Origin of the sequence: Variovorax soli, assembly GCF_031454625.1 — a bacterium.
GTDB classification, from domain to species: Bacteria; Pseudomonadota; Gammaproteobacteria; order Burkholderiales; family Burkholderiaceae_C; genus Variovorax; species Variovorax soli_A.
The window spans coordinates 37,549-63,028 of record NZ_JAVDRF010000001.1 but is presented as its reverse complement, the minus strand read 5'-3'; the positions used below and the strand labels follow the sequence as shown (position 1 = coordinate 63,028).

The window sequence follows — 25,480 nt, the reverse complement described above, 5'->3', positions numbered from 1 at the left end:
CGAGGCATGTGGAAGACCTCGCGCTTCTATCAGCGGTGGAAGATCGGACCACCTCAATCCGATTGAATGAAGGGAAAACACATGTTCGCATTGAAAAAGAAGCAGAACTCTCGGCCTTTGCTTGATCACCCCGGCATGCGCGATTCGACGGAGGCGGAACTCCACCTTGTCTCAGGGGGAGATGCTCTAGGAGATGCGATCTCTTGCGCGGCTGCGATCGCCGCGGCAGTGAGTTCAGCGAACGCCATTGCTGGGCTTTCGGCGGTGGGCGCCTGTATGAACGCTATCGCAGGCATCCCAGCCCCATCCGTAGCGGATGCCAATTGTGTGAACGACAATCCTTGCGTCGACGCAAGTGTCGATGGCAGTGACGGTGATGGCAGCGCATGCGGGAGCAGCGGCTGCGGCGGCACTGGCTCGGCGGATGGCAGTACCGACTGATGCTCAAAGCCGCCTTGATTGCCAGTGGAGCGGCCCTGATCGCCTGGAACTTGGCCCGCGAACTGGACGACCTTCACAAGCTCGCCATCGCCCTCCAATCAGCCGGATTGCCGGCGCTGATCCTCGAGGGCTATCGGTCCTTCAAGAAAGGGCTCGAGAAGCCAGCCGATTCGGCCTGATGCTTCTCAGGGTTTTTCCTATCGAGGCCCGAACTTGCACGCGGAGCGGGGGTTCTTTAGAACGGCGCCGACTCATCCGCCATTTCCTCGGCATGCGCCGCCGCTTTCGGCGCGGTGTCGATCGGCGCCGCCCCGAGCTGCATCTCACCTCCCAACGCCTCGATCAGCTCCGGCACCAGCTGCCCCAGCTCGCCGGTGGCGATCGCGGCATCGGCGTCGAAGTTGTCCTCCTTGGCCGAGCCCTTCGTCTCGTCGAGCGTGCCCTCGAGGAACACGATCTTGCGCAGCTGCATGCCTTCGGTCAGCTCGAAGGAGACGCGGTCGTCCCAGGTCATCGCCAGGCGCGTGGGCCGCTTGCCGTCGGCGATGTGCTGGCGCACTTCCTCGATGTCCAGCGGGTGCTTGGCATAGCGCACCACGGCCTTCGATTCATCGGTGGCCTTGAGCTCGCATTCGCGGTCGATGGTGAAGCCGGTCGGCGGCTCCTGCGTCGACAGCCAGTCCGACATGGCGACGGCCGGTTCGACCTGGGTGTTGATCTGCGCCACCGCGAGGCCTTCCAGCGCCTTCACCAGGCTGGTCACGACCTCGTCGGCGCGCGCCGCGTTGCTGGCGTTCACCACCAGCCGGTGCGCGGCCGGATCGATCCAGACCGCGATGCGCACGTGCCGCGTGAAGGCGAGCGGCAGCAGTTCCTGCGTGATGTCTTCCTTGAGCTCCTTCCTCTCCTTCTTGCCAGGCTTGCGGCCGGTGGTGGCCTCGATCTGCGCGGCGCGCTCGTCGACCTTGCGGCGCACCACCGAGCCGGGCAGCGTCTTGCTTTCGATCATGTACTCGAGCAGCCACTGGCCCCCGACGGATTCGACGAGGGGCCCATGCGCCTCGCCGCGGGGCTCGGCCCAGCCGGCGGCTTTCTCCTGCGAGGGGCTGCAGGGCACGAAGCGAAAGGCCTCCAGGCGCTGCTCGACGTCCGTGAGCGTTTGTGACCATGTGGATTCGATGCGATAGACGATGACGTTCTTGAAGACGGACACGAGAAGAAAACCCTTTTCCTGGCTGTTTGGCAAAGCCGAGCATTGTCGGCGGGCGCGCGCCGGGCCGCGCCGTAAAATCGCAAGCTTTTGCGACTTCCCTCCCCCAAAGGACCCAAGCAATGAGCGCGCTGCCCCCCGCATTGGACGATCGTGACGGAAAGATCTGGATGGACGGTGATCTCGTGGACTGGCGCGACGCCAAGATCCACGTGCTGAGCCACACGCTGCACTATGGCTGCGGCGCCTTCGAAGGGGTGCGGGCCTACAAGACGGTCGACGGCACTGCGATCTTCCGCCTGGCCGAGCACACCGAGCGCCTGTTCAACAGCGCCAAGATCCTGCGCATGAAGATTCCGTTCACGCCCGAGCAGCTCAACGAGGCGCAGAAGCAGGTGGTGCGCGCCAACAAGCTGGAGAGCTGCTACCTGCGCCCGCTGGTGTGGATCGGCTCCGAGAAGCTGGGCGTGAGCCCCAAGGGCAACCGCATCCACGCGATGGTCGCGGCCTGGGCCTGGGGTGCCTACCTGGGTGACGAGGGCATGAAGCGCGGCATCCGCGTCAAGACCTCCAGCTACACGCGCCACCACGTCAACATCACGATGACGCAGGCCAAGGCGGTGAGCAACTACAGCAACTCGATCCTCGCCAACATGGAGGCGCTGGACGACGGCTACGACGAGGCGCTCCTGCTGGATGCGTCCGGCTTCGTGAGCGAAGGCGCGGGCGAGAACATCTTCGTGGTCAAGGGCGGCGTGGTCTACACGCCCGACCTGTCGGCCGGTGCGCTGAACGGCATCACGCGCAACACCATCCTCCACATCTGCAAGGACCTCGGCATCGAGGTGGTGCAGAAGCGCATCACGCGCGACGAGGTCTACATCGCCGAGGAGGCCTTCTTCACCGGCACCGCGGCCGAAGTCACGCCCATCCGCGAACTCGACCGCGTCGAAATCGGCCAGGGTTCGCGCGGTCCCGTCACCGAGAAGATCCAGAGCGCCTTCTTCGACATCGTGAACGGCCGCAATCCCAAGTACGCCCACTGGCTCACGAAGGTCTGAGAAAACCCATGAGCGCCAAAGCCGTGATCGAACTGTCGGGCCAGGACCTGAACCACCAGGGCGGCGTGTTCTGCCCCAATCCCAAGGCCGATATGAAGCTGTGGAGCGCACACCCCAAGGTCTACCTGGACGTGGCGCGCACCGGCGAGGCCAAGTGCCCGTATTGCGGCACGGTGTACCGGCTCAAGGCCGGCGAGGCCGTGGCGCATCGACACTGAGGGCGCCCCGCGCCCAAGCGTCGCGGTCTGCGCCGTGCCATCTGCCTGCGCGGGCCCGAGCCGCAGGTAGACCGTTGAAATCCATCATGGGCTGAGTCCGGTCTTTGCATCGCCTCGGCCGAAGCGATGCTGACTGCTCTGCGCGATCGGCGGCGCCTGATGGCGCGCGCAAGCATGGGCACCGCGGCGGATCACGGACGCCGCCGCCACCACAAGAATTCGCAAGTTCGCAGGAGCACCGCCACGACGAAAGTTGGGTTAGGCTCCGCGTCCTCGTACGCGAACAAGAACAACGGAAAGGCGGACGCGAAGCTGCGCCGATCCAGCCAATCAGGGAATCCCATGCATCGCTCGTCCAGTCAACCGACCCCCGTCACTCGGCGACCGCTCTCGACCGAGCGGCCACTCCCGTCGCAGCCGCCCCTGAACTCCCTGCGGCCCCTCGAAGGGCAGCAAGGGGTCATCTTCGAGCAGGATGGAGGCGCGCTCGACGTCGTGACAGAGGCGGGCGGCGCCTTCATGCGCTTGCCCGGGGGGTGGAGAGACAACGAGGCCCTCCTGTCCGTGATCGACCGAGTGAAGGGCGGACAGGGGGCCTGGATCTCTGCTGGAGCGCTTCACCTGCCGGGGCCTCGGGCAGGGCACGTCCTGACCAAACTGGCCGTGGCGTTGCGGGTGCTCCGAGTCCTCGATGTGAAGGCCCTGGATGTTCTCCGAGACACGCCAGCGTTGATGGTGGACGGGGCGAAGCAGCCCGTGAAATTCACCCTCGACGAGCATGGCGCGTGCTTGAAAGGGGATGCTCGATGGCTGCAAAGCCTGATCGGCGACCTGGCCTGTCATTTCCCTTCGCTCGCCTGCCGCGTCTTCTTGGATCTGCTGGACCGCCGGGCGAAATGGACACTGTTGTCCCACCATCCCTCTGTCTTCGATGCGCTGGTGGCGCGCGTCGAGAACAAGGAAGACCAAGAAGCGTTGCAGGCTTACTTCCAACGTGAGTTGGCGTCTGAAATGAAGGGCTCGCGCGGTGCTCGATACATTGCCGTCTGGATGGCGCGCTGCCCTCCATGGGCGGAAGCTTCGCTCCATGACATCTGGTCGACACACGGCGAGGAATCCACAAAGAAGGGATGGCAGGAAGACCACCCTGCGCTGAGCCAAACCCTGGCGCAATGGGCGGAATCTTTTTCGTCGACGCCGGGAGCGCGCATCGATGACCCGGGCCGGCAGCAATCTCTGGAAGTCGAACTCATAAAGCCTTCGAATGAGGATACGCAGTACATCTGCAACCATTTCAAGCAGATCTTGCAAGGCTCCGCCAAATCCGCCAAAGACCGAGAGAGTCGATACAAGCAGGCTCTGAAGAGATATCAGGAAAAGGGCCAGGTGACGCAGTTCTTCTTTCATTGCGCGCTCTCTTCCATCGCCACTGCGTTGAAGACTACAAGGGTGGAGAGCGAGCCCCTTGAGTGGCTTCTCAGCCGGCTTTTCAACGGGTTTGCCCTTGATTTTTCCGTCATAGCCTCCTCTGCGCTCGCCCACCTGGTAGCTTCTCCGTGCACCAAAGAACTGCCATTGGGTGGGCGCTCGAGAGACGAGACGGTTGCGTTTACAGACTTTGTGCAGGTTTGGAACATCGTGTGCCGCATGATCGGCTGGTGTCATGCAACTCTGGAATTTCAGTCCGGGCTCCGGTTGACGAAAGAAGTGAAGGACGAGCTGGCAGCGTTGGCCGGCCAGGATCTGTTCGTGTGGCTGGCCCCGACCGGCCAGAAAGACGGTTTCAAGAAGGCATCTTGGAAGGTGCAGCTCCTGTGGCGTGACGAATGGCTCTGCGATCGAGACGGCAGCCATTCTCAATGCTGCGCTTGATCAAGAGGACGGGGACGGACTCCAGGACCAGGACATGGATGACATCGTTTCCTACGTCTTGAAGGACAAGTCTTCCGACTGGCTCCATTCGCTGCTGCGATTGAATCCCATATTTACCGCACGCCCAAAATTCAGAGGCTTGGTCGCTTGCCTTGCCGCCAGGTGTGCGAGTGACGCCTACATTGCTGAAGACAGAACGCGCGCGACGGAGTTCATCGCGATGCTTTGCAAAAGCCCGTTCTTGTTTGACGACGATCTCGAGAGGGCTGCGTCGTCCATGACGGCAGTTGCAGCGATTGCAGCGATCACGCTGGAAGCCATCAAGCCGCTGGAGAAAGCGTTGTCCCCTGATCAGCGCGGGCGGGAACGGATGTATCTATGGGCCTATTTCCTTGAACGTTCGGTGCAATCGGATCAAAGTGATCGTGTGGCGGAGACCGTGCGCTACCTCGAATTGATGCACAAGGGGCGCGAGTTCAAGTATCTGACGCAGAACGGTCCCAAGGTCAGGGGCCTGTTTGAGCGGTACAGGCTCCTGGCATCCCAGGTCGTGGAAGAAGAAGGCGGCGCCTTCATGCGATTGTCGAGCACATGGGAGAACAAGGATTTCCTGTCGGCCCTGCAAAGGGTCAAGGGAGTGCAGGGTGAACCGTGGATCTCGGGAGGCGTGCTTCACCTGCAGGGCACGCGCGCGGGTAATGTCCTGGGCCGCTTGGGCTTCGCGTTCGAGTTCCTGGCTGCGCTGGGTATGCGGCACGAAGAGGATGTCCTGCGTGTGCTTCTGCGCACGCCGGTGTTGATGGTGCATGCGCGGGAACCGGGGGTCAGACTCACCGTAGCGGACGGTCGGCCGTTCTTGACAGGGGATGTTCAATGGCTCCAGAGCGTCATCGTCAACCTGGCCAGCCACGCGCCGTCCCTGGCCTGTCTTGTGTTCTTGTGCATGGCACCGCAAGACCAATGGACCCTGTTGACCAGGTATCCGCCCACGTTCGACGTGCTGACGGCGCGAATCGTCGACGAAGCGGACCGGGAATCGTTGCTTGCCCATTTTCAATCGGGATTGACGTCCGAGATGAAGCAGGCGCGCGATCCGCAACGCATTGCGGTATGGATGGCGCGCTGTCCTTCATGGGCGGAGGCCACGCTTTGCGACATCCTGAGTACGCTCGGCGACCCGCACATGACAGACCCGTGGCGCGCTTCGATGATTGCGGCGCCCACCGATGAGGTCAGGCGGCGGCTGAATCCCGATCCCGAGGCATTGGTGGCTCGTTATCAGCCCGACGCCAACCTGGAGCGAGTGCGCAGCGCCAAGTATCCGCAGGAAGGCGGGCTCATCTGGAGGACCGGCGTGCGCTACATCCGTTACCAGTTCCACCAGATCTTGCGCGGCGCGCGCGATCGGGAGCTGCGATACGGAAACGCCGTGGAGGCCATCAACTGCATCCGGCGTGAGAACCGGGCGGACCTGTTCTTCAGTTGTGCGTTCATCGTTCTTTCCCACGGTCTGAAGAATGGCGACGTGCACGGTGACGCCCTGGGTTGGCTGCTGGACCGTCTCCACAAGAATTTCGCTCGGCATTTTTCCGCCGCCGCGTCCTATTCATTCGCCCAACATCTTCCCTGGCTCCTGGAGGATCGTTCGCGGCTGCCTGCATCCACGCAGAGATATCCGTTGCAACTGCCCTGGCGAGAGGGGTCCTTGGCGATTCCCTTTGCAAAGTTGGATCATGCGACCCAGGTCCTGGCCCACATGATTGGCCGCTGTGGCGCAGACCAGGCGTTCCAGTCACAGCTACGGTTGCACGAAGACGTGAAGCGAGGGCTGATGGCGCTCTTCCGAAGTACAAGCACCAGCGAGGTGCTGGCGTCTCTGGCCCCGACAGGATTCAAGGAGGCGTCGTGGAAGGTTCAGCTCCTGTGGCGTGACGATGGGTCAGGCCCCAAGCCTCGAATTTTGCCGTTGAAGATGCCGCCGCAGACTTTCGACCTGACGGCGGACATTCTCAAGAACGCGCTCGATCAAGGAGGCGGCGACGTTCGGGACGGCGACATGGACGACATCGTCGCGTACGTCCTGAGCGGTGCATCTGGCAACTGGATCAAGTCGTTGCTCGAAAGATACCCGACAGACCCGAAATACAGGGCGCTCGTCGTTTGCCTCGTTGTCAAGTGCGCCAGTAGCGCCTACGTTGACGGAAACGACCAGCGGGCGACCGAGCTCATTGCATTGCTTTGCGAATCCACGATCGTGACAGGCAATGATCTCCGCGCGGCGACGAAGTACATGAAGGCAGGCAGCGCGCTCACGCAGAAGGCGATTGCAGAGTTGCTGAGAGTGCTGTCGCCCAGTGAACGTGCGCAGGAGCGAATGTGCTTGTGGGCTTGTCTCCTTGTGAGCTCCGGGCCCGGTCATCAGGATGGCGGCATCGCCGACACCTTGAAGCAACTTGGTCTTGCGTTCAGGACGTGCAAGTTCAAACGTCTGGAGCAGAGCGAGCGGCTCGAGGTGGTGAGCTTCCTGGCGCCGTATAGGTCCGACAAGGGAAAGTTGTCGAAATGAGCTGCGCTGGGGCGCTCGCTTCAAGCGCGCGGCACGAGCTTGCCGCGCTGCGTGAATCGCCTCAAGCTTGCCCAGGCGAACGCACATCGCCAGCGAGCGCCGGGGGCGCCCCGCGGCGCGGCAGCAATCCGCGCCACGCATCGCCCTGCTCCTGCGCGAGCCGCAGGTAGATCGTCGACACCCACAACAGGCTGAGCCCGATCTGCGCATCGCGCAACGCCGAGTTGGCATTGGTCGCGATCAGGGCGATCAGCTGGGCGACGAAGGCATAGCGGCCATACAGGTCGTCACGCCGCCAACCGATCCAGACGCCTGTCAGCATCATCGCCAGCAGGCACAGCGCGCCCGGGATGCCGGCCTGGGAGCCCATCCACAGGAAGTCGTTGTGCGGCATGTTGTAGTCGGCCAGCAGCTTGGGGCCGCGCAAGTGCCACTGCGCGGTCCAGCCGCCGATGCCCCAGCCCATCCAGGGCCGATCGAGGATCATGCGGCCCGTGTCGCGGTACATGTAATAGCGCACGACCCAGCTGCCCTCCGAGACGGCGCCGGTCTGCGCCTGTTCGAGCTCCTGCACGCCCAGCTCGAACTTCTGCTGCACCGCCGGCGAGTTCCACAGGCCCACCACGACGATCGCGCCGACCGCTGCCAGGGCCAGCGCGAGCACCTTGAGACGCCCGCGCCACTGGTGCACGCAGGCCGCCGGGATCACCAGCAGCAGCGCCAGCAGGGAGGTGCGCGAGGGCAGGCTGAAGGTGATGATCACGATCACCGCCAGCGTCACCGCGAAAGCGCTCAGCGCGCGCAGCGGCCGGTGCTCCGAGAGCGCCTGCAGGCCGAACACGGCCGCGGTGGCGCCCAGGATGGTGAAGAGCAGCGCGTTGCTGATGGACTTGTTGCCCACCAGGAAGATGACGCCGCGCCAGGGCTCGAGCACCGGGAAGTAGATCTTCAGGGCGATCGCGGTCCAGAACATGGCGATCAGGACGATGTTGAAGAGCGCCATCAGCAGGAAGCCGCGCAGCGCCCAGATCGCCTCGTCGCGCGTGAGGGCCAGCGCCATCAGCAGCGTGGCGGCAATGCGCAGGCCATGCGCCAGGTTCGACGGCGTCTCCGGATACCAGGGCCGCAGCGCCAGCACCACGAGGGTCCAGGCCACGTAGGCCATGATCGGCCACCACATGGGATTGGCGCGAAGCCGCCGTGCCCGATCGCGCCAGTCCCCGGCCACGAACAGGGCGAGGAGCATCAGGATCGCGGCGAGATAGGGAACGCCCACCGGCATGAACACTGTCAGCCCCCAGAACATGGCTGCGGGGCGGACGAGTTGCGATCTCTGCATGGGGGCGGATTCTAGGTGCCGCGACTGCGGCGCTGCCTGACTACCACCGCACCCGCAGCCCCATCGACACGAGCTGGCCGGGACGGCGCCCGGCGTCTTCTAGTTCGGAAGCGCGATGACGAAGCTGGCGCCGCCGCCCGGCCGGTCTTCGCAGCGCACGCTGCCGCCGTGGCGCTCGGTGATCGACTTCACCAGCGCCAGCCCGAGGCCGACGCCGCCGTTGCGCTCGCTCGCGCCCGGCAGGCGATAGAAGGGTTCGAAAATGCGATCGCGCAGCGCAGCCGGCACACCGGGGCCGCGGTCGTTGACCCGGATCTCCGCCGCGCCGCGTCGGCTGCCGAGCTCCACGCTGATCTCGCCCGCGCCATAGCGGCGCGCGTTCTCGAGCAGGTTGCGGATCGCGCGCCGCAGGAGACGCGGCACGCCGCGCACCGTCAGCGCGTCGCTGCTGGCGTCCTCGGCCACCTCGAGCTCGGCGTCGACACGCGCGCACTCCTCGGCGGCCAGGCCGGTGAGGTCCACCGTCTCGACGGTGCCCATGTCGGCTTCCTTGGCATCCAGCCGGCTGGCCAGCAGGATTTCGTCGATCAGCTGGTCCAGCTCGGCGATGTTGCGGGCGATCTCGTCGCGCGCGGTCGGACTCGGCCGATCGCCCATCAGCTCCAGCCCCATGCGGATGCGCGCGAGCGGCGAGCGCAGCTCGTGCGAGGCATTGGCCAGCAGCGACTTGTGCGAACGCACCAGCTCCTCGATGCGGGCCGCGGCGGCATTGAAGCGGTTGGAGAGGTCGGCCACCTCGTCCTGGCCATCCTCGGCGACGCGCGCCGACAGGTCGCCTTCGCCCCAGCGCTGCACGCCGCGCTGCAGCGCCTCCAGGCGCTTGGTGAGCCGCCGCACGATCGGGTAGACGCCCAGCGCCACGGCCATGCCGACCAGCGCCACCATCCAGCCCAGGCCGAAGGGCGTGCGCCAGGCCGCGACGCCGCTCGTGCCCGTTGGATGGGGCCGCGGAGCGACGCGCAGCGACATCGCGCGCCCGTCCTCGAGCGTCACGTCGAACTCCAGCCCCTGCCCGGGCACGCGCACGGCGCTGCCCGAGCCGATGGCGCGATCCTGGGCGTCGAGCACCACCACCTCGCGCGGCACGCCCGACAGCCGCTCGCGTTCGTTCTCCGCCGCTTCGCGCACGATCCAGTTGGCGCACAGGGTGAGGATGACGACGCCGCCCACCACCGCCAGCCAGATGCGGACGTAGAGATGGCGGCGGTACAGGTTGAGCAGCATGGCGCCCCTAGTCCTGCTGCTTGGCGAAGACGTAGCCGACCCCGCGCACCGTCAGGATGCGCTTGGGGTTCTTGGCGTCGACCTCGATGGCGGCGCGGATGCGGCCCATGTGCACGTCGATCGAGCGATCGAAGGCCTCCAGCTCGCGGCCGCGCACGGCCTCCATGATCTGGTCTCGCGTGAGCACGCGGCCGGCGCGCTCGGCCATCGCGACCAGCAGGTCGAACTGGTAGGAGGTGAGGTCCGCGGCCATGCCGCCGACCGTCACGGTGCGCGCGTTGCGGTCGATCTCGAGCGTGCCGAAGCGCATCACGGCGGCGGGCGCCGCATCGCTGCCGCCTTCACCGCGCCGCCGCAGCACGGCACGGATGCGCGCCAGCAGCTCGCGCGGCTCGAAAGGCTTCGGCAGGTAGTCGTCGGCGCCGATCTCCAGGCCGATGATGCGGTCCATCGGGTCGCCCTTGGCGGTGAGCATCAGCACCGACACCTTGGCCAACGCGTTGCTGGGCATGGCGCGGATGCGGCGGCACACCTCGAGGCCGTCGGTGTCCGGCAGCATCAGGTCGAGGATCACGAGGTCGGGCGAGCGCTGCTGCAGCATCTCGAGGCCGCTGGCCCCGTCGAGCGCGTGGTGAAAGCCGAAGCCCGACTGCGTGAGGTACTCGCCCACCATCTGGGCCAGGCGCGCATCGTCTTCGATCATCAGGAGTTGGGGTGTGCTCATCGGTGTCCTCGGCCGGCGCTGCCGCCGGTTTGCTCGGCCCGGCCGGAAGCCGGGGAATGCTGGAGCCTAGCGTCGCCGGAGGGCGACAACCAGGCTTGAACGCTCCGTAAAGTTGGCGTAAACGACGCAGCCGGCCGTATCCATGGTCATGCCTGGGCGAACAGCATGGGCGCCGCGCCACGGGCGGGCGGCGCGGGGCCGCTGCGCTCCGCCAGGGCAGCGCGCAGGGCCTGGCTGTCCGGGCCCAGGCGTTCGCCGCCGGCGCGCTGCAGGATCTCGCCGGCGAGCGCATGCAGCTGCTCGGCCGAGGCGCGCATGCGCGCCTGGAAAGCGGCGTCGTCCAGCGGGTCGCCAAGGCTTCGGTTGAGATCGGCGAACCAGGGCAGGGCAGCCTGGTCCAGCATCACGGCCGGGTTGCGCTTGGCGCTCTTCTTCGACCAGGCACGCAGGAAATCCTGCATCGCGAAGTTCAGGCGCTGGCAGTGCTGCAGCTCCTCGCGAAGGCTGCCGAGCAGCGCGAGGTCGGTCAGGCGCTGCTGGAAGAAGATCTGCGAGAGCACGCCCCAGTAGTACGTGTAGTCCCAGATCACCTTGACCGGCAGCACCTCCGGGTCGCCGAACAGCGCGTACTGATCGGTGTAGAGCGCGAGCGTGCTCTCGTAGAAGGAGTGGTAGATCTGGTCGTAGAGCCTGGCACGCGCTTCCACCGAACGGCCGGCGCGGTCGTGCCCGATGAGGTCGGTGATGTAGGTGTTGCTCATCGCGATGAAATCGCTGCCCGGCGAGTAGAAGGGATCGAGAAAGAGCCCCGCCTCGCCGGTCAGCGCCCAGCGCTGGCCCGAGAACACCTGCTTGCAGCCGTAGGAGAAGTCGCGGAAGAAGGCGAAGTCCTGCAGCAGGTGGCGCTTGCCGTCGAGCTCGTCGAAGAGGCGCGGCTGCCAGGTGCGCAGCCACGCCATCGCCTTGTCGAAGCTGTCCATGGACTCGAGCGGATGCTGCCGCGGGTCGGCCACGATGCCCACCGAGTGCGAGCCCGAGGCCAGCGGGATCAGCCAGACCCAGTAGCCGGTGCCGACGAGGTGGTTGGTCGACAGCCATCTCGCCTGCGGCTCGCAGCGCGCACGCCACGCCTCGCTGTCGGACCAATGGTCGATGGTGATGCGTGCGCCAACGCGGAACCAGACCGCGTTGCAGACATGCGCGTTGGGCTGCGCCAGCCCCAGCTTGCGCTTGAGCAGGCCGGCGCGGCCGCAGGCGTCGACCAGCCAGCGGGCATGGACGGCGTGCGTTTCGCCCTCCCGTGTCCATTCGACCCGGTGCGGCGTGCGGGCATCCTCGGCCAGGGCGATGCGGCGCACCAGCGCGCCATCGATGAAGCGCACGCCGGCCCGCGTCGCTTCTTCGGCGAGGTAGTTCTCGAAAATGCCGCGGTCGATCTGGTAACTGGGCACCGACAGGTAGCGGCTGGCGCCGATCTCGGTCACCTGGTCGATGTCGCGCCGGCCCTCGCTGAAGAAGAAGCGAAAGCCGAACTTGCGCAACTGCGCGCCGTGCATGTGGGTCTTCAGGCCCAGCACCGTGTCGAAGTAGTGGGCGCCGATCTCCACCGACGACTCCCCCACTTTGTGCGCGGCATGCGGCACCGGATGGTCGCGCCGCTCCAGCACCAGCACATCGATCTCGGGAAAGCGCCGCTTGAGCTGCAGCGCGAGCGTGAGTCCTCCGAGCCCTCCGCCCATGATGACGACATCGTGGTGGGAGGGCGTCGCGTGCATGGCCGGGTCAGCCCTGCGGCTCCAGCCGCAGCCGCAGCGACAGGCGCTCCCCGAGCGGCAGGTCCAGCGATTCCGGCTCGGCGCGCGCCAGCGCCTCGAAGAAGGGCAGCGCATCGGCCATCGCGTTGGCCTTCAGCGCCGCCCCCGCATCCGACAGCGGACGTTGCGGCGCCGGCTTGCCGGCGGCCAGCGACCACGTCAGGGCCGCCACCGTGCGCTCGGTGCGCGCGGGCGCGACCACCAGGGCCACGGCCAGCAGCTCGCGGCTGTCGATCACCGAGCCCAGGGCGCCGACCGACGGGATGTCGAAGCCGGCCAGCAGCACGGCCTGCCGGTCGACCGCGCATTGCGTCGCGGCCTCCAGCAGGCCGGCGGCGAAGCTGTGGTCGTAGGCCGCCAGCGAATTGCTCGCAGCCGTGCAGCCGGTGCCGATGGTCCAGTAGCCGACCGCGGCGTTGTGCACCGAGTTGTGGAACTTGATCGGCGACAGCAGCTTGGGGTCGCTCGCCAGCGTGGCGCACATGTAATCGTTGATCCCCAGGTCGCCATGCGCCGAGGCGAACACGCAGGGCAGGTCTTTCGCGGCGCGGCCCGAGGCCTCGACCGCGGCGGCCGCGACCTCCAGCGCCAGCGCGACCGTGTCGGGCGCGCGCCGCCGCTCGGCAGGCGCCAGCATCTGCGGCGAGGGGCGCCTGGCCGGCGGATCGGCTGGCGCCGCCTCGCCGCGGAAGACCGCGCGGGCGTTGTGCCAGCCTGGCAGGGTGGAAGCCCAGAAGGCCGGGCCTTCGATGAAGAGCGTGGTCGTCATGCGCCAGCTCCCCGGCCGAACACCAGCGCGCAGTTGTTGCCGCCGAAGCCGAAGGAGTTGGAAAGCGCGTAGCGCACCTCGCCGTGCGCGGGCTGGAGCCGGATCTGCGGGCCGCAGCCGGGATCGGGCACGGTGGTGTTGACGGTGCCCGGCATCAGCCCGCGCTCGATCGCGAGCAGGCTGATCACCGCCTCGACGATGCCGGCCGCGCCCAGCGTGTGGCCGGTGAAGCCCTTGGTCGAGCTCGCATGGGTGCCCGGCGGAAAGCGGCGCGCCACCAGCGCCCCCTCCACCTCGTCGTTCTTGGCGCTGGCCGTGCCATGCATGTTGATGTAGTCGATGGCCTCGGCCGCCAGGCCGGCGCGCGCCAACGCGTCGTCGAGCGCGCGCTCGGCGCCCAGGCCTTCCGGGTGGGGCGTGGACATGTGGTGAGCGTCGCTCGCCTCGCCGTAGCCCAGCAGCTGGAGCCGGCCGGGGCCGCGCTCCAGCAGCGCGAAGCCCGCGGCCTCGCCCAGGCTGATGCCATTGCGCTCGGCATCGAAAGGGCGGCAGGGTTCGGGCGAGACCAGCTCCAGCGAATTGAAGCCGAAGAGCACGCTGCCGCACAGCGTATCGACACCGCCCACCACGGCCGCGTCGACCAGGCCCAGCCGGATCAGCCGCTCGGCCGAAGCGAACACCTTGGCGCTGGAGGAACAGGCGGTGGAGATCGTCTCGGCCGGCCCCTCGAGGCCCAGTGCCTCCTGCACGAACATCGCGAGCGAATGCGGCGTGTGGACGCGCGGCCGGCGCTGCTCCGCGGGGAAGCGGCCGTCGGCGTCCAGCTGGGTATACGCCAACTCGGTCTCGCCGATGCTCGAGGTGGAGGTGCCCAGGATCAGGGCGATGCGTGCCGGGCCGTAGCGCTTGCGCGCCGTGGCCACCGCTTCGATGAAGCCGTCCGCCTGCAGCCCGAGCCAGGCCAGCCGGTTGTTGCGGCAGTCCCAGCCCGCGAGATCCTCGGGCAGGCTGATGTCTTCGAGGCCGTCGACGCGGCCGATCCAGGTGGGCAGCGGCGTGGCGCCGAAGTCGTTGGCGCGCAGGCCGCTCTTCGATTGCTCGAGTGCGCTGAAGAGCGTTTCCTTGCCGACGCCGGCGGCGGAGGTTGCGGTGAAGGCGCTGATCTGGAGGGGAGGGATGCGGGAGGGCGGCACGGTAGGCGGTGATGCGGAGCGTGAAGAACGCCACAGCCTACCAGCTACTCCGCCCTTCGCGGGGGCGTGAATGTCCTACGGCCCTGTCAGGACAAGGTGCCCAGGTGCGCCTGGGTCGCCTCGGCGAGACGACGGTCGAAGGTGGCGAGCGGTGCCCTGAGCTCGGCGGCGAGCCAGAGGTAGGCGGCGTCGTAGGCGCTGAGCTCGTAGCGTCTTGCCAGTTCGAATTGGGCGATCAGGTCGACGGGATGAAGCTCGATGTCGTGGGCTGCGAAGTCATGCAGCGCCTGCCTTAGCGCATCGGCCTGGCCGTCCTTGCGGGCCTTCTTGAGCGCGACGCTCACGAGTTCATGTTCCAGCAGGCCCGGGGCGTGCAGGCTGCGGCCAACCAGCCGCGCCAGGGCTTCGTCGCGGGCCGGCTCATCGAAGAGGATGGCGCTGAGCGCACTGCAATCCACCACGATGGGCGGGCGCACCTTGAAGGCTGCCGGTGGCTCGGCGACGTAAAAGGCCGGAGCCGGGGCGCTCATCGGGCGTCGCGCTCGGCGCGAATGATGTCCACCGCCTCGGGGACGCCGCGGATGGGTTCCGGGAACCGCGCCCGATGTTCGGCTGCGATCTGCTCAATGGTCTTGCTGCCGCGACGAAAGATCGGGCGACCGCCCCAGCCGACGCCGACGACGGTGGGCCGTGGCAAGGGCGCGAGGACTTGCTCGGCCTCTTGGACAGCCTGCTCGATGATGGCCATCAGTTCCCCCTGAAGCGACCGGTGGTTGCGCGCCGCGCGCTGCCGCAGCCGCTCTGCCCATTCGTCGGGAACGTCCTTGACCGAGAGACTTGCCATGTCGGCTCCAAAATGGAGCCATTATGGCGTCACTTGGGAGCCTGTGCCAACCGGCCGCGCCGGGGCGTTTCGCGCCGCCAGCGCGACGAGCAGCAGCACCGGCACCCCCAGGGCCGCCGTGGCCGTGAAGAAGGCGTGGTAGCCGTAGGCGTCGACGAACGCGCCCGAGTAGCCGGCGATGAACTTGGGCAGCAGCAGCATCAGCGAGCTGAACAGCGCGTACTGCGTGGCGGAGTAGCTGATGTTGGTCAGGCTCGAGAGGTAGGCGATGAAGGCGGCCGAGGCGATGCCACCTGCCAGGTTGTCGGCCGAGACCACCAGCACCAGCGCCGTCAGGTCGTGCCCGCGCGAGGCCAGCCCGGCGAACAGCAGGTTGCTCGCCGCGCTCAGCACCGCGCCCAGCATCAGCACCCGCATCACGCCCAGCCGCATCGACAGCACGCCGCCGATGAAGGCGCCCGCCAGCGTCATGACCACGCCGTAGACCTTGCTGACGGTGGCGACCTCGTCCTTGGTGAAGCCCATGTCGACGTAGAAAGGGTTGGCCATGATGCCCATCACCACGTCGCTGATGCGGTAGATCGCGATCAGCGCGAGGATCAGCGCTGCCTGCCAGCGGTAGCGGCGAAAGAAGTCGGCGAAGGGCTCGATGAGCACGCTCTCCAGCCATTCGGCGGCGTTCTTCGCCTTCGGCAGCGCCACGCGTGCCGGCTCGGGCGACAGCAGCACCGTCAGCACGCCCACCGACATCGAAGCCGCCATGGCGAGGTAGGCGGTCTTCCAGGCGCCGTCCTGGTAGCCCGCGCTGGCGGCGAGCTCGGCCCAGGCCGCGATCCACAGCACGCCGGCGCCGGCCCAGATCATGGCGAGGCGGTAGCCGGTCTGATACGCAGCGGCGAGCGCGGCCTGCTTGCGCGTGGCCGCCGATTCGATGCGGAAGGCATCCAGCGCGATGTCCTGCGTGGCCGAGCCGAAGGCCACCAGCAGGGCGCACCACACCAGCGGCGCGAGCCCGGCGCGCGGGTCGTTGAACGCCATGCCCACGAGCCCGGCGATCACGATCATCTGCGCCAGCAGCAGCCAGCCGCGGCGCCGGCCCAGCAGCGTGGTCAGCGGCGGCACCGGCAGCCGGTCCACCAGCGGCGCCCACACCCACTTGAAGCCATAAGCCAGGCCGACCCAGCTCAGGTAGCCGATGGTGGTGCGGTCGACGCCGGCCTCGCGCAGCCGGAAGCTGAGCGTGCCCAGCACCAGCAACAGGGGCAGTCCCGCGGAGAAGCCCAGCGCGAGCATGCGCAGGGTGGCGGGTTCGAGGTACACCTTGAGCGCATCGCGCCAAGGCAAGGAAGGTGGGGTCTGTTCGGCCGGGGGTGCGGACATGAAGGAAGGTCTTTGGGAGCGCTCTTATTATTCCCGCATGTGCCTGCACTGCCCCTCCCGCTCCGATCTCTGGCAGCAGCGTCGTGCCTTCCTGCTCGCCGCCGCCGCTGCCGCAGCGGCGCCCGCCCTGGCGCAAGTGGAGGTGGGCAAGTCCTCCGTCGCGCGCAACCTCGTGCCGGCCGAGAACGTCGAGCAGGCCGGCGTGCAGCAGTACGACCAGCTGCTGGCGCAGGCCAAGGCGAAGGGCGCACTGGCCGGTGACGGCAACCCGCAGCTGCAGCGCCTGCGTGCCATCGCGGCGCGCGTCATTCCCTTCGCGGCCCGGTGGAACGAGCGCGCCGCGCGCTGGAAGTGGGAGATCAACCTCATCGGCAGCAAGCAGATCAACGCCTTCTGCCTGCCGGGCGGAAAGATCGCCTTCTTCACCGGCATCCTCGATCAGCTCAAGCTCACGGATGACGAGGTGGCGATGGTGATGGGCCACGAGATGGCGCATGCCCTGCGCGAGCATGCGCGTGCCCGCCTGGCCAAGAGCGCCGGCACCGGCGCGGCGCTGTCGTTCGGGGCTCAACTGCTGGGCCTCGGCCAGGCCGGCGATCTCGCGGCGCGCGCCGGCACGCAGTTGATCACCCTCAAGTTCAGCCGCAGCGACGAGACCGATGCCGACCTGGTCGGGCTCGAGCTCGCGGCGCGCGCCGGCTACGACCCGCAGGCCGCGGTCTCGCTCTGGAAAAAGATGGGCGAGGCCTCGAAGAGCGGGGCCGGCCTGAGCTTCCTGTCGACGCACCCCAGCGGCCCCGATCGCATCGCCAAGCTCCAGGCCAACGTGCCGAAGGTCGAAGGGCTTTATCGCGCGGCCAGGCGGAGCTAGATCGAACCGCTTCCGGCTTTCTGCCTCGCCTTTGCAGAATCGGGCAAGAAGCGTCCTCGAATCGGCTACCGCCTCCAGCCGCCCCGTTCCTAGACTTGCTCCTGTCCCCGCCGCACGTGCGTGGGGTCGTCTTCAAGGAGCGCAGCATGTCGGGAATCCAGGAAAAGGTCGTCGCCATCACCGGCGCCAGCAGCGACATCGGCGAAGCCGCCGCCAGGCTGCTGGCCGCTCGCGGCGCCAAGGTGATGCTGGGCGCGCTCGGGATCAGCCGGCTGTACGCGCTCGCCCACGAGATCGTCGAGGCCGGCGGCTCGGCGCACTTCCAGGCGCTCGACGTCACCCGGCCCAAGAGCATGCAGTGCTTCATCGAAGAGGCGACCGGGGTCTTCGGCCGCGTCGACGTGATCGTCCATGCGGACCCGCCAGGGACCGACCACTATCCGCCGGAGTGGGAGTGCGATTGCCCGCAGATCGCGATCTCGCCCGACGACCTTCCCGGCGCCATCGTCCTCGCGATCGAGCGACCGGCGAGCGCGGACGGGGGCGACATCGAGCGCTCCCGGAGGGCTGCCCAGCTGATGTAGCCGAGCGCCGAATCCGCCATCGAGCGTGGAACGCCCGCGGGCGGGCAGGGCGCCTCCGCGGCGTTCCACGAATGGCCTGCCTGACCGGCCGGAGGACCGCAAGGCGGTGGCACGCACCTTGCATCTCATCTTGTACACAAGACAGGATGCTTGATGATGGTGCATGAAACAGCCTCGCCGCGTGGCGAGGCCTCGGCGATCGATGGCGACGTGGCGGCTGCGCGGGCCTGGATCGCGCGCATCGATCCGCCGCTGGCCGGCGCCGCGCAGGGGCCGCTCGCCGGGCTGCGTTTCGCCGCCAAGGACAACATCGACGTCGCCGGCATGCCCACCACGGCCGGCTGCCCGGCCTTCGCGCGTACGCCGGCCGCGCACGCGCATGTGGTGCAGCGGCTGCTCGATGCCGGTGCATGCCTCGCGGGCAAGACCAACCTCGACCAGTTCGCCTGCGGCCTCAACGGCACACGTTCGCCTTACGGCGCCGTGCCCAACAGCTTCGATGCGCGCTACGTGAGCGGCGGCTCCAGCTCGGGCTCGGCGTACGCGGTTGCCGCCGGCGAGGTGGACTTCGCACTGGGCACCGACACCGCCGGCTCCGGCCGCGTGCCGGCCGGGCTCAACAACATCGTCGGCCTCAAGCCCTCGCGCGGCCTGATCAGCACGCGCGGCGTGGTGCCGGCGGCGCAGAGCGTGGACTGCGTGTCGATCTTCGCGCCGACCGTGGGCCTGGCGGTGCGCGTGCTGCGAACGGCGATGGGCTTCGACGCCGAAGACCCGTATGCGCGCCGCCTTGCGCTCATCGAGCGGCCGCTGCCGGCGCGCTTCCGCTTCGGCGTGCCGCGGGCGCCGCGCTTCTTCGGCGACGCGCTGTCGGCCGCGGCTTTCGAGCGTTCGCTCGGACAGATGCAGGCGCTCGGCGGCACGCCCGTCGCCATCGACTACGCGCCGCTGGCCGAGGCCGCTGCCTTGCTCTACGACAGTGCGCTGGTGGCCGAGCGCTATGCCGCGGTGCGCGCCTTCTTCGATGGCAACGAGGATGCGGTCATCGAGCCGGTGCGCGGCATCCTGGCCGATGGCCGGCGCTACAGCGCGGCCGACTTCGTCGATGCGCGCACCAGGCTCATGGCGCTCGGCCAGCGCGCGGGCGCGATGTGGGAGCACATCGACCTGCTGCTGGTGCCCACGGCGCCCGCGCACTACACCATCGAGGCGATGCGTGCGGCGCCGGTTGCGCTCAACCGGAACCTCGGCGAGTACACCAACTTCGTCAACCTCCTGGACTACGCGGCGCTCTCGGTGCCTGCCAGTCTGCGCGGGGACGGGCTGCCCTTCGGCATCACCCTGATCGGCCCCTGCGGCAGCGACCTGCAGCTGGCCGAGCTGGGTCAGCGCTTCCACCACGCCACCGGCCTGACCGTGGGCGCCACCGGCCGTCCGCTGCCGGCGCCGGAAGCGCTGCCGCTTGTTGCGCCGCAGCCGCTGGTGAAGATCGCCGTCGTCGGCGCCCACCTCTCCGGCATGCCATTGAACGGCCAGCTGGTCGAGCGCGGCGCCACCTTGGTGGCACGGACCGCGACCGCACCGCAGTACCGGCTTTATGCGCTGCCCGGCACGGTGCCGCCCAAGCCGGGCCTGGTGCGCGTCCCGCCGGCGCAGGGTGCGGCGATCGCGATCGAGGTCTGGGAGATGCCGCTCGCGCACTACGGCAGCTTCGTCTCGCTCATTCCCGCGCCGCTGGGCATCGGCACGCTCGCGCTGGCGGACGGCAGCAGCGTGCAGGGCTTTCTGTGCGAAGGCCTGGCGCTCGAAGGCGCCGAGGACATCACGCACCTGGGCGGCTGGCGTCGCTACATCGAATCCCTCCCGGCATGAACGAGCGCAAGCCGATCGATCTCCGGCACCCGGCGGCGGCGCGAGCGGCAAGCCGGCACCGTGGCGTTCCTGGCATGGTCCTCGCGTGGGTGCCTTGACCAGAGACGAGAGGAAAGCCGCCATGACACCCCTGCAGATCGAGGCCTTCGTCGAGGCTGCCGCCGCCGCGGTGGACCTTCGGTTGCTGCCCCAGCACCGCCCCGGCGTGCTGCGCTACTTCGGCCTGGCGGCGCACTACGCGGCCATCGTGGAGGCGGTGCGGCTCGATCCCCATGATGAAAGCGCGGTGCACTTCTCGCCCGTGCTGCCCGCGGAGATTCCGGAATGACGCCGGCTGCGCTGCTGTTGCAGGACGCCGCGGCCATGGCGCAGGCCGTGCGCTCGGGCGCGGTGAGCGCGGTCGCGCTGGCCCAGGCCAGCCTGGAGCGCATCGCCGCTACCGATGCGCACGTGAATGCCTTCACCGACGTCGTGCGCGAGCGTGCCCTGCGGCGCGCGGGCCAGGTCGATGCCTCGCTCGCCTCCTCGCACGGCGTGCGCACGCGCGAGCTGCCGCTGCTCGGCGTGCCCTTCGCGGTCAAGAACCTCTTCGACGTCGCCGGCCTGCCCACCTTGGCGGGATCGAAGATCGAGCGCGAGCGCGAACCCGCGCGCGGCGACGCCACGCTGGTGCGCCGCCTCGAGAGCGCCGGCGCGGTGCTGGTCGGCGCGCTCAACATGGACGAGTACGCCTACGGCTTCACGACCGAGAACAGCCACGTCGGCGCCACCCGCAACCCGCACGACCTCGAGCGCATCGCGGGCGGTTCCTCGGGCGGCTCGGGCGCCGCGGTGGCGGCGGGCCAGGTGCCGCTGGCACTGGGCTCCGACACCAACGGCTCGATCCGCGTGCCCGCTTCGCTCAATGGCGTGTTCGGGCTCAAGCCCACCTTCGGCAGGCTGCCGCGCACCGGCAGCTACCCCTTCGTGTCCAGCCTCGACCATCTCGGCCCTTTCGCGCGCACGGCGCGCGACCTGGCGCTGGCCTACGACGCGATGCAGGGGCCGGAGCGCCTCGCACCGCGCGACCCCGGCTGCGCCCAGCGCGCCGTCGAGCCGGTCGTCACCTCGCTGTCGCGCGGCGTGCAGGGCCTGCGCATCGGCGTGCTGGGCGGCTGGTTCCGCCAGCACGCGCAGGCCGAGGCGCTGGCCGCGGTCGATGCGGTGGCGCTCGCGCTGGGCGCGGTTCGCACCGTCGAGCTGCCGATGGTGGAGGCCGGTCGCGCCGCCGCCTTCCTGATCACCAATGCCGAGGGCGCCGCGCTGCATCTGCACGACCTGCGCACGCGCCCGCAGGACTTCGAGCCGCTGTCGCGCGACCGCTTCCTCGCGGGTGCGCTGCTGCCGGCGGCCTGGGTCGCGCGTGCCCAGCGCGTGCGCCGGCTCTATGCGGCACAGGCCGCGCGCGTGTTCGAGCGCTTCGACATCCTGCTGGCCGCGGCCACGCCCTGCGCCGCGACGCCGATCGGCGCCGAGTGGATCGAGCTCGACGGCCAGCGGCTCCCGTTGCGCGCCAACCTGGGCGTGCTGACCCAGCCGATCTCGTGCCTCGGCCTGCCGGTCTGCGCGGTGCCGGTGTGGGGCGCGCATGCCAGCCTGCCGATCGGGGTGCAGGTGATCGGCGCGCCCTGGCGCGAGGACCTGGTGCTGCGCGTCGCCGCGACGCTCGAGTCGGCCGGGGTGGTACGCGCGCCGGTGGCGAGGCTGGCATGAGCGAGCGCATGGCCACGTCCGAGATCAACCGTCCCGACGTGCTGGCCGAGGTCACGGCCGCCTTCGCGCGCTACGAGGACGCGCTGGTCCACAACAAGGTCGACGTGCTCGATGCGCTGTTCTGGGACAGCCCGCACACGCTGCGCTACGGCGCCACCGAGAACCTCTACGGCCACGAAGCCATCCGGGCCTTTCGCGCAGCGCGCCCTTCGCAGGGCCTGGCGCGCGAACTGCTGCGTACCGTGATCACCACCTACGGCCGCGATTTCGCCACAGCCAACTGCGAGTTCCGGCGCGAAGGCGGCACGAAGACCGGCCGCCAGAGCCAGACCTGGGTGCGCACCGGCCAGGGCTGGCGCGTGGTCGCGGCCCACGTGAGCCTGCTCGCCTGACCCATCCCAGCCAACAACACCCTCACCACTTGGAGCACACCATGAGCCAGTTCAGCCGCCGCGAATCCCTCAAGTCCCTTGCCGCGCTTGCGTCGGCCACCGCCCTGGGCGGCTGGAGCGCGCTGGCGCAGGCACAGAAAGCGCTGACCGTCGGCGTCATCTACGTCGGTCCGCGCGACGACTACGGCTACAACCAGGCGCATGCGCAGGCCGCGGCCGAGCTCAGGAAGCTGCCGGGCATCAAGCTCGTCGAGGAAGAGAACGTGCCCGAGACCGCGGCCGTGCAGAAGACCATGACGGGCATGATCGCGCAGGACGGCGCCACGCTGCTCTTCCCGACCTCCTTCGGCTACTTCGACCCGCACATCCTCGCGGTCGCGCCCAAGAACCCCGACGTGCGCTTCTCGCATTGCGGCGGCTTGTGGTCCGAGGGCAAGCATCCGAAGAACGTGGGCAGCTTCTTCGGCTACATCGACGAGTGCCAGTACCTCAACGGCGTGATCGCCGGCCACATGACCAAGAGCAACAAGATCGCCTTCGTCGCGGCCAAGCCCATCCCGCAGGTGCTGCGCAACATCAACGCCTTCACCATGGGCGCGCGCTCGGTCAAGCCCGGCATCACCTGCAGCGTGATCTTCACCGGCGACTGGTCGATGGCGGTGAAGGAAGCCGAGGCCACCAACAGCCTGGCCGACCAGGGATGCGACGTGTTCACCATGCACGTGGACGGGCCCAAGGTGGTGGTCGAGACCGCGGCCAAGCGCGGCAAGATGGTCTGCGGCTACCACGCGAGCCAGGCGAAGCTGGCGCCGAACGCCTACCTCACGGGCGCCGAGTGGAACTGGCTCACGGCCTACAAGACCGTCATCGAGGCGGCGCAGGCCGGCAAGCCGCATCCCAACTTCCTGCGCGGCGGGCTGAAGGAGGGCTACGTGAAGATGTCGGTCTACGGGCCCATGGTGAGCGACGCGGCGAAGAAGAATGCCGACGACATCAAGGCCCGGATGCTGGCCGGCACCTTCGACATCTTCCAGGGAGGCCTGAAGGACAACAGGGGCGTGGTCGTCATCCCGGCCGGCAAGGCGCTGAAGCAGACCGACCTCGAGCTGGAGAAGATGAACTACCTGGTCGAAGGCGTGGTCGGCTCGATCGGCTGATCCTCCATCCGTCGCGTCCACCATGCGCAGCGTACTGAAGGAAGCGGCCCTGCCGGTCTTCGCCATCGCGGCGGCGCTGCTGCTGTTCGGCGTCTTCGTCTGGTTCGCCGGCGCCAGTCCGATCGAGGTCTGGCTGATCCTCTTCAAGGGCGCCTTCGGCGACTGGTTCTCCTGGCAGAACACCTTGCAGCGCGCGGCGCCGCTGATGCTGACCGCGCTGTGCGTCGCGATCCCCGCGCGCGCGGGGCTGGTCGTCATCGGCGGCGAGGGCGCGCTGGTGCTGGGCGGGCTGGCCTGCGCGGCGCTGCCCTACGTGCTGCCGCTGCCGGCGAATGCGCTGGGATCGCTCGCGCTGTGCATCGCCGGCGCGCTGGCGGGCGCGCTGTGGATCATGCTGGCCGGCTGGCTGCGGCAATACCGCGGCATCAACGAGACCATCAGCAGCCTGCTGCTGGCCTATGTCGCGATCGGGCTGTTCAAGCACCTGGTCGAAGGCGTGCTGCGCGATCCCGCCAGCCTCAACAAGCCGGCCACGCGCTCGCTGGCGGAGGGCCTTGCGATCGGCGGCATCGGCGGCTCGGACGTGCACTGGGGCCTGGCGATCGGCGTCGCGGCTTGCCTGGTCTCCGGACTGTGGCTGCGCGCCACGCCCTCGGGCTTTGCGGTGCGCGTGGTGGGCGGCAATCCGCGCGCCGCGCAGCTGGTGGGCCTTCCGGCCAGCCGGCTGATCCTGGCGGCGTGCGGGCTGGGCGGCGCCTGCGCCGGCGTGGCGGGCGCGGTGGAAGTGGCGGCGGTGCACACCAACGCCAATGCCTCGCTGATCGCGGGCTATGGCTATGCGGGCATCCTGGTGTCCTTCATCGCGCGCCACAACCCGGTGGCCGTGATTCCCGTGGCGATCCTCTTCGGCGGCTTCGGCGCGGCCGGCAGCCTGCTGCAGCGGCGCGTCGGCTTGCCCGATGCCTCGGTGCTGGTGCTGCAGGGCATGGCCTTCGTGCTGATCCTCGCGAGCGAGGGATTGCGCATGGTCGACTGGAAGGCCTTGCTGAACAGCCGTGCCCCCCGGGTGCACGAACCGGCGTTGCGCAAGGAGCCGCCGATGCACGACGAGCCGGCTGCCGTGCGCCCGCTCGAACCCGCCCGTCCTCCCATTCCCCACGGCGTGCGCGTCGCGCACGACGTAGCCCGGCTGCAGGAGGTGACGCGATGACGCCCGACCAGTGGACCGCCCTCGTCGCCGGCATCGTCGGCGGCGCCTTGCGCGTCGGCGCGCCTTTCCTGTTCGTGAGCCTCGGCGAATGCCTGACCGAGAAGTCGGGCCGCATCAACCTCGGTCTCGAAGGCGTGCTGGTGCTCTCCGCCATGGCCTCCTTCGGGGGAGCCTGGCTCACGGGGTCGGCCTGGCTGGGCGTGCTGATCGGCGCGACGGCGGGCGCATTGCTGGCGCTGCTGCATGGCCTGCTGTGCTCGCTCGACCGCGTGAACGACGTGGCGACCGGCATCGCGCTCATGCTGTTCGGCACCGGGCTCGCGTTCTACCTCGGCAAGCCACTGATCCAGCCGCAGGCGCCGCAGCTGCCGGCCATACCGCTGGGCAACTGGAGCGAGAACCCGGTGGTGCGCTCCGCCCTGCAGATCAATGCGCTGGTGCCAGTGGGCATCGTGCTCGCACTCGTGCTGTGGTGGGGCTTTGCGCGCACCCGCATCGGACTGCTGGTGCGCATGGCGGGCGACTCGGCCAATGCGACGCGGGCGCTGGGGTATTCGGTGGCCGGGCTGCGCATCGCGGCCACCACCGCCGGCGGCTTCATCGCGGGGCTGGGCGGCGCCTCGCTCACGCTCTTCTACCCGGGCAGCTGGAACGAGGGCATCTCCAGCGGGCAGGGGCTGATCGCGGTGGCGCTGGTGATCTTCGCGCGCTGGAATCCGCTGCGCTGCATCGTCGCGGCGCTGCTCTTCGGCGGCGCCGGCGCGATCGGGCCGGCGCTGCAGTCCATCGGCGTGGGCTGGGGCTACCACCTCTTCAACACGGTGCCCTACGTGCTCACGCTGGTGATCCTGGTGCTGACCTGCAAGCCGGGCAGCGTGGCCGCCGGCAGTCCCGGCGAGCTGTCTTCCACACGTTGACCCGAGGCAT

25 protein-coding genes are annotated in these 25,480 nt (G+C 68.4%); 15 read left to right on the top strand and 10 right to left on the bottom strand.

The features are described from left to right. The first annotated feature begins 81 nt into the window (after positions 1-81). Both J2739_RS00325 and J2739_RS00320 read left to right on the top strand, forming a co-directional pair. The gene (locus J2739_RS00325; RefSeq protein ID WP_309897707.1) at positions 82-441 is read left to right on the top strand and encodes a hypothetical protein; all 360 of its coding nucleotides are present in this window, start codon (positions 82-84) and stop codon (positions 439-441) included. Then, entirely contained in the window at positions 441-620 is a 180-nt protein-coding gene (locus tag J2739_RS00320) for a hypothetical protein (protein ID WP_309897706.1), read from the top strand. The genes J2739_RS00325 and J2739_RS00320 overlap by 1 nt, the downstream gene beginning before the upstream one ends. 56 nt (positions 621-676) lie before the next feature. Here J2739_RS00320 and J2739_RS00315 read toward each other — a convergent pair whose 3' ends face one another. Further along, on the bottom strand, positions 677-1,654 hold the full coding sequence (locus J2739_RS00315) for a recombination-associated protein RdgC (protein WP_309897705.1): 978 nt from the start codon (positions 1,652-1,654) through the stop codon (positions 677-679). Positions 1,655-1,773: 119 nt separating this feature from the next. Here J2739_RS00315 and J2739_RS00310 point away from each other — a divergent pair, with 119 nt between their 5' ends. From J2739_RS00310 to J2739_RS00295, 4 genes are all read left to right on the top strand, one after another. Continuing rightward, positions 1,774-2,712 carry a branched-chain amino acid transaminase gene (locus J2739_RS00310; protein WP_309897704.1) on the top strand — a complete coding sequence of 313 codons (939 nt, stop codon included), beginning with the start codon at positions 1,774-1,776 and terminating at the stop codon, positions 2,710-2,712. Positions 2,713-2,720: 8 nt separating this feature from the next. Continuing rightward, positions 2,721-2,930, top strand: coding sequence for a zinc-finger domain-containing protein (locus tag J2739_RS00305; protein WP_309897703.1), 210 nt, complete (start codon positions 2,721-2,723; stop codon positions 2,928-2,930). Between the two features lie 126 nt (positions 2,931-3,056). Beyond that, positions 3,057-4,802, top strand: coding sequence for a hypothetical protein (locus J2739_RS00300; protein ID WP_309897702.1), 1,746 nt, complete (start codon positions 3,057-3,059; stop codon positions 4,800-4,802). Between the two features lie 34 nt (positions 4,803-4,836). Next, the gene (locus tag J2739_RS00295) at positions 4,837-7,368 is read left to right on the top strand and encodes a hypothetical protein (RefSeq protein ID WP_309897701.1); all 2,532 of its coding nucleotides are present in this window, start codon (positions 4,837-4,839) and stop codon (positions 7,366-7,368) included. A gap of 61 nt (positions 7,369-7,429) precedes the next feature. Here J2739_RS00295 and J2739_RS00290 read toward each other — a convergent pair whose 3' ends face one another. The 9 genes from J2739_RS00290 to J2739_RS00250 all read right to left on the bottom strand — a co-directional run bounded on the left by J2739_RS00290 (position 7,430) and on the right by J2739_RS00250 (position 16,715). Then, entirely contained in the window at positions 7,430-8,707 is a 1,278-nt protein-coding gene (locus tag J2739_RS00290) for an O-antigen ligase family protein (protein WP_309897700.1), read from the bottom strand. Between the two features lie 99 nt (positions 8,708-8,806). After that, positions 8,807-9,991, bottom strand: coding sequence for an ATP-binding protein (locus J2739_RS00285; protein ID WP_309897699.1), 1,185 nt, complete (start codon positions 9,989-9,991; stop codon positions 8,807-8,809). A gap of 7 nt (positions 9,992-9,998) precedes the next feature. Then, positions 9,999-10,715: a response regulator gene (locus J2739_RS00280; RefSeq protein ID WP_309897698.1), complete on the bottom strand. Its 717-nt coding sequence runs from the start codon at positions 10,713-10,715 to the stop codon at positions 9,999-10,001. A gap of 146 nt (positions 10,716-10,861) precedes the next feature. Continuing rightward, entirely contained in the window at positions 10,862-12,490 is a 1,629-nt protein-coding gene (locus J2739_RS00275) for an NAD(P)/FAD-dependent oxidoreductase (RefSeq protein WP_309897697.1), read from the bottom strand. A gap of 7 nt (positions 12,491-12,497) precedes the next feature. Further along, complete coding sequence (locus J2739_RS00270) at positions 12,498-13,298, bottom strand: beta-ketoacyl synthase chain length factor (protein WP_309897696.1); 801 nt, start codon at positions 13,296-13,298, stop codon at positions 12,498-12,500. Continuing rightward, complete coding sequence (locus tag J2739_RS00265; RefSeq protein WP_309897695.1) at positions 13,295-14,491, bottom strand: beta-ketoacyl-[acyl-carrier-protein] synthase family protein; 1,197 nt, start codon at positions 14,489-14,491, stop codon at positions 13,295-13,297. The genes J2739_RS00270 and J2739_RS00265 overlap by 4 nt, the downstream gene beginning before the upstream one ends. 86 nt (positions 14,492-14,577) lie before the next feature. After that, complete coding sequence (locus J2739_RS00260) at positions 14,578-15,021, bottom strand: type II toxin-antitoxin system VapC family toxin (protein WP_309897694.1); 444 nt, start codon at positions 15,019-15,021, stop codon at positions 14,578-14,580. Then, positions 15,018-15,335 carry a FitA-like ribbon-helix-helix domain-containing protein gene (locus J2739_RS00255; protein WP_309897693.1) on the bottom strand — a complete coding sequence of 106 codons (318 nt, stop codon included), beginning with the start codon at positions 15,333-15,335 and terminating at the stop codon, positions 15,018-15,020. Before J2739_RS00255 ends, J2739_RS00260 begins: the two co-directional genes overlap by 4 nt. 21 nt (positions 15,336-15,356) lie before the next feature. Then, positions 15,357-16,715, bottom strand: a complete 1,359-nt coding sequence (locus J2739_RS00250) for an AmpG family muropeptide MFS transporter (RefSeq protein ID WP_309897692.1) — start codon at positions 16,713-16,715, stop codon at positions 15,357-15,359. Between the two features lie 37 nt (positions 16,716-16,752). Here J2739_RS00250 and J2739_RS00245 point away from each other — a divergent pair, with 37 nt between their 5' ends. The 9 genes from J2739_RS00245 to J2739_RS00205 all read left to right on the top strand — a co-directional run bounded on the left by J2739_RS00245 (position 16,753) and on the right by J2739_RS00205 (position 25,470). Next, positions 16,753-17,586 (top strand): M48 family metallopeptidase, encoded by an 834-nt coding sequence (locus J2739_RS00245; protein ID WP_309898677.1) that lies wholly within the window; start codon positions 16,753-16,755, stop codon positions 17,584-17,586. Between the two features lie 146 nt (positions 17,587-17,732). Next, the gene (locus tag J2739_RS00240; protein ID WP_309897691.1) at positions 17,733-18,170 is read left to right on the top strand and encodes an SDR family NAD(P)-dependent oxidoreductase; all 438 of its coding nucleotides are present in this window, start codon (positions 17,733-17,735) and stop codon (positions 18,168-18,170) included. Between the two features lie 153 nt (positions 18,171-18,323). Further along, positions 18,324-20,042 (top strand): allophanate hydrolase, encoded by a 1,719-nt coding sequence (atzF, locus tag J2739_RS00235; protein ID WP_405053797.1) that lies wholly within the window; start codon positions 18,324-18,326, stop codon positions 20,040-20,042. Positions 20,043-20,163: 121 nt separating this feature from the next. Then, on the top strand, positions 20,164-20,370 hold the full coding sequence (locus J2739_RS00230) for an AtzG-like protein (RefSeq protein WP_309897690.1): 207 nt from the start codon (positions 20,164-20,166) through the stop codon (positions 20,368-20,370). After that, entirely contained in the window at positions 20,367-21,794 is a 1,428-nt protein-coding gene (locus tag J2739_RS00225; RefSeq protein WP_309897689.1) for an AtzE family amidohydrolase, read from the top strand. The genes J2739_RS00230 and J2739_RS00225 overlap by 4 nt, the downstream gene beginning before the upstream one ends. Beyond that, positions 21,791-22,186 (top strand): oxalurate catabolism protein HpxZ, encoded by a 396-nt coding sequence (gene hpxZ, locus J2739_RS00220; RefSeq protein WP_309897688.1) that lies wholly within the window; start codon positions 21,791-21,793, stop codon positions 22,184-22,186. Before J2739_RS00225 ends, hpxZ begins: the two co-directional genes overlap by 4 nt. A 41-nt stretch (positions 22,187-22,227) precedes the next feature. Continuing rightward, on the top strand, positions 22,228-23,343 hold the full coding sequence (locus J2739_RS00215) for a BMP family ABC transporter substrate-binding protein (RefSeq protein WP_309897687.1): 1,116 nt from the start codon (positions 22,228-22,230) through the stop codon (positions 23,341-23,343). Between the two features lie 22 nt (positions 23,344-23,365). Continuing rightward, the gene (locus tag J2739_RS00210) at positions 23,366-24,553 is read left to right on the top strand and encodes an ABC transporter permease (RefSeq protein WP_309897686.1); all 1,188 of its coding nucleotides are present in this window, start codon (positions 23,366-23,368) and stop codon (positions 24,551-24,553) included. Continuing rightward, the gene (locus J2739_RS00205; protein WP_309897685.1) at positions 24,550-25,470 is read left to right on the top strand and encodes an ABC transporter permease; all 921 of its coding nucleotides are present in this window, start codon (positions 24,550-24,552) and stop codon (positions 25,468-25,470) included. The genes J2739_RS00210 and J2739_RS00205 overlap by 4 nt, the downstream gene beginning before the upstream one ends. The last annotated feature ends 10 nt before the right edge of the window (positions 25,471-25,480 follow it).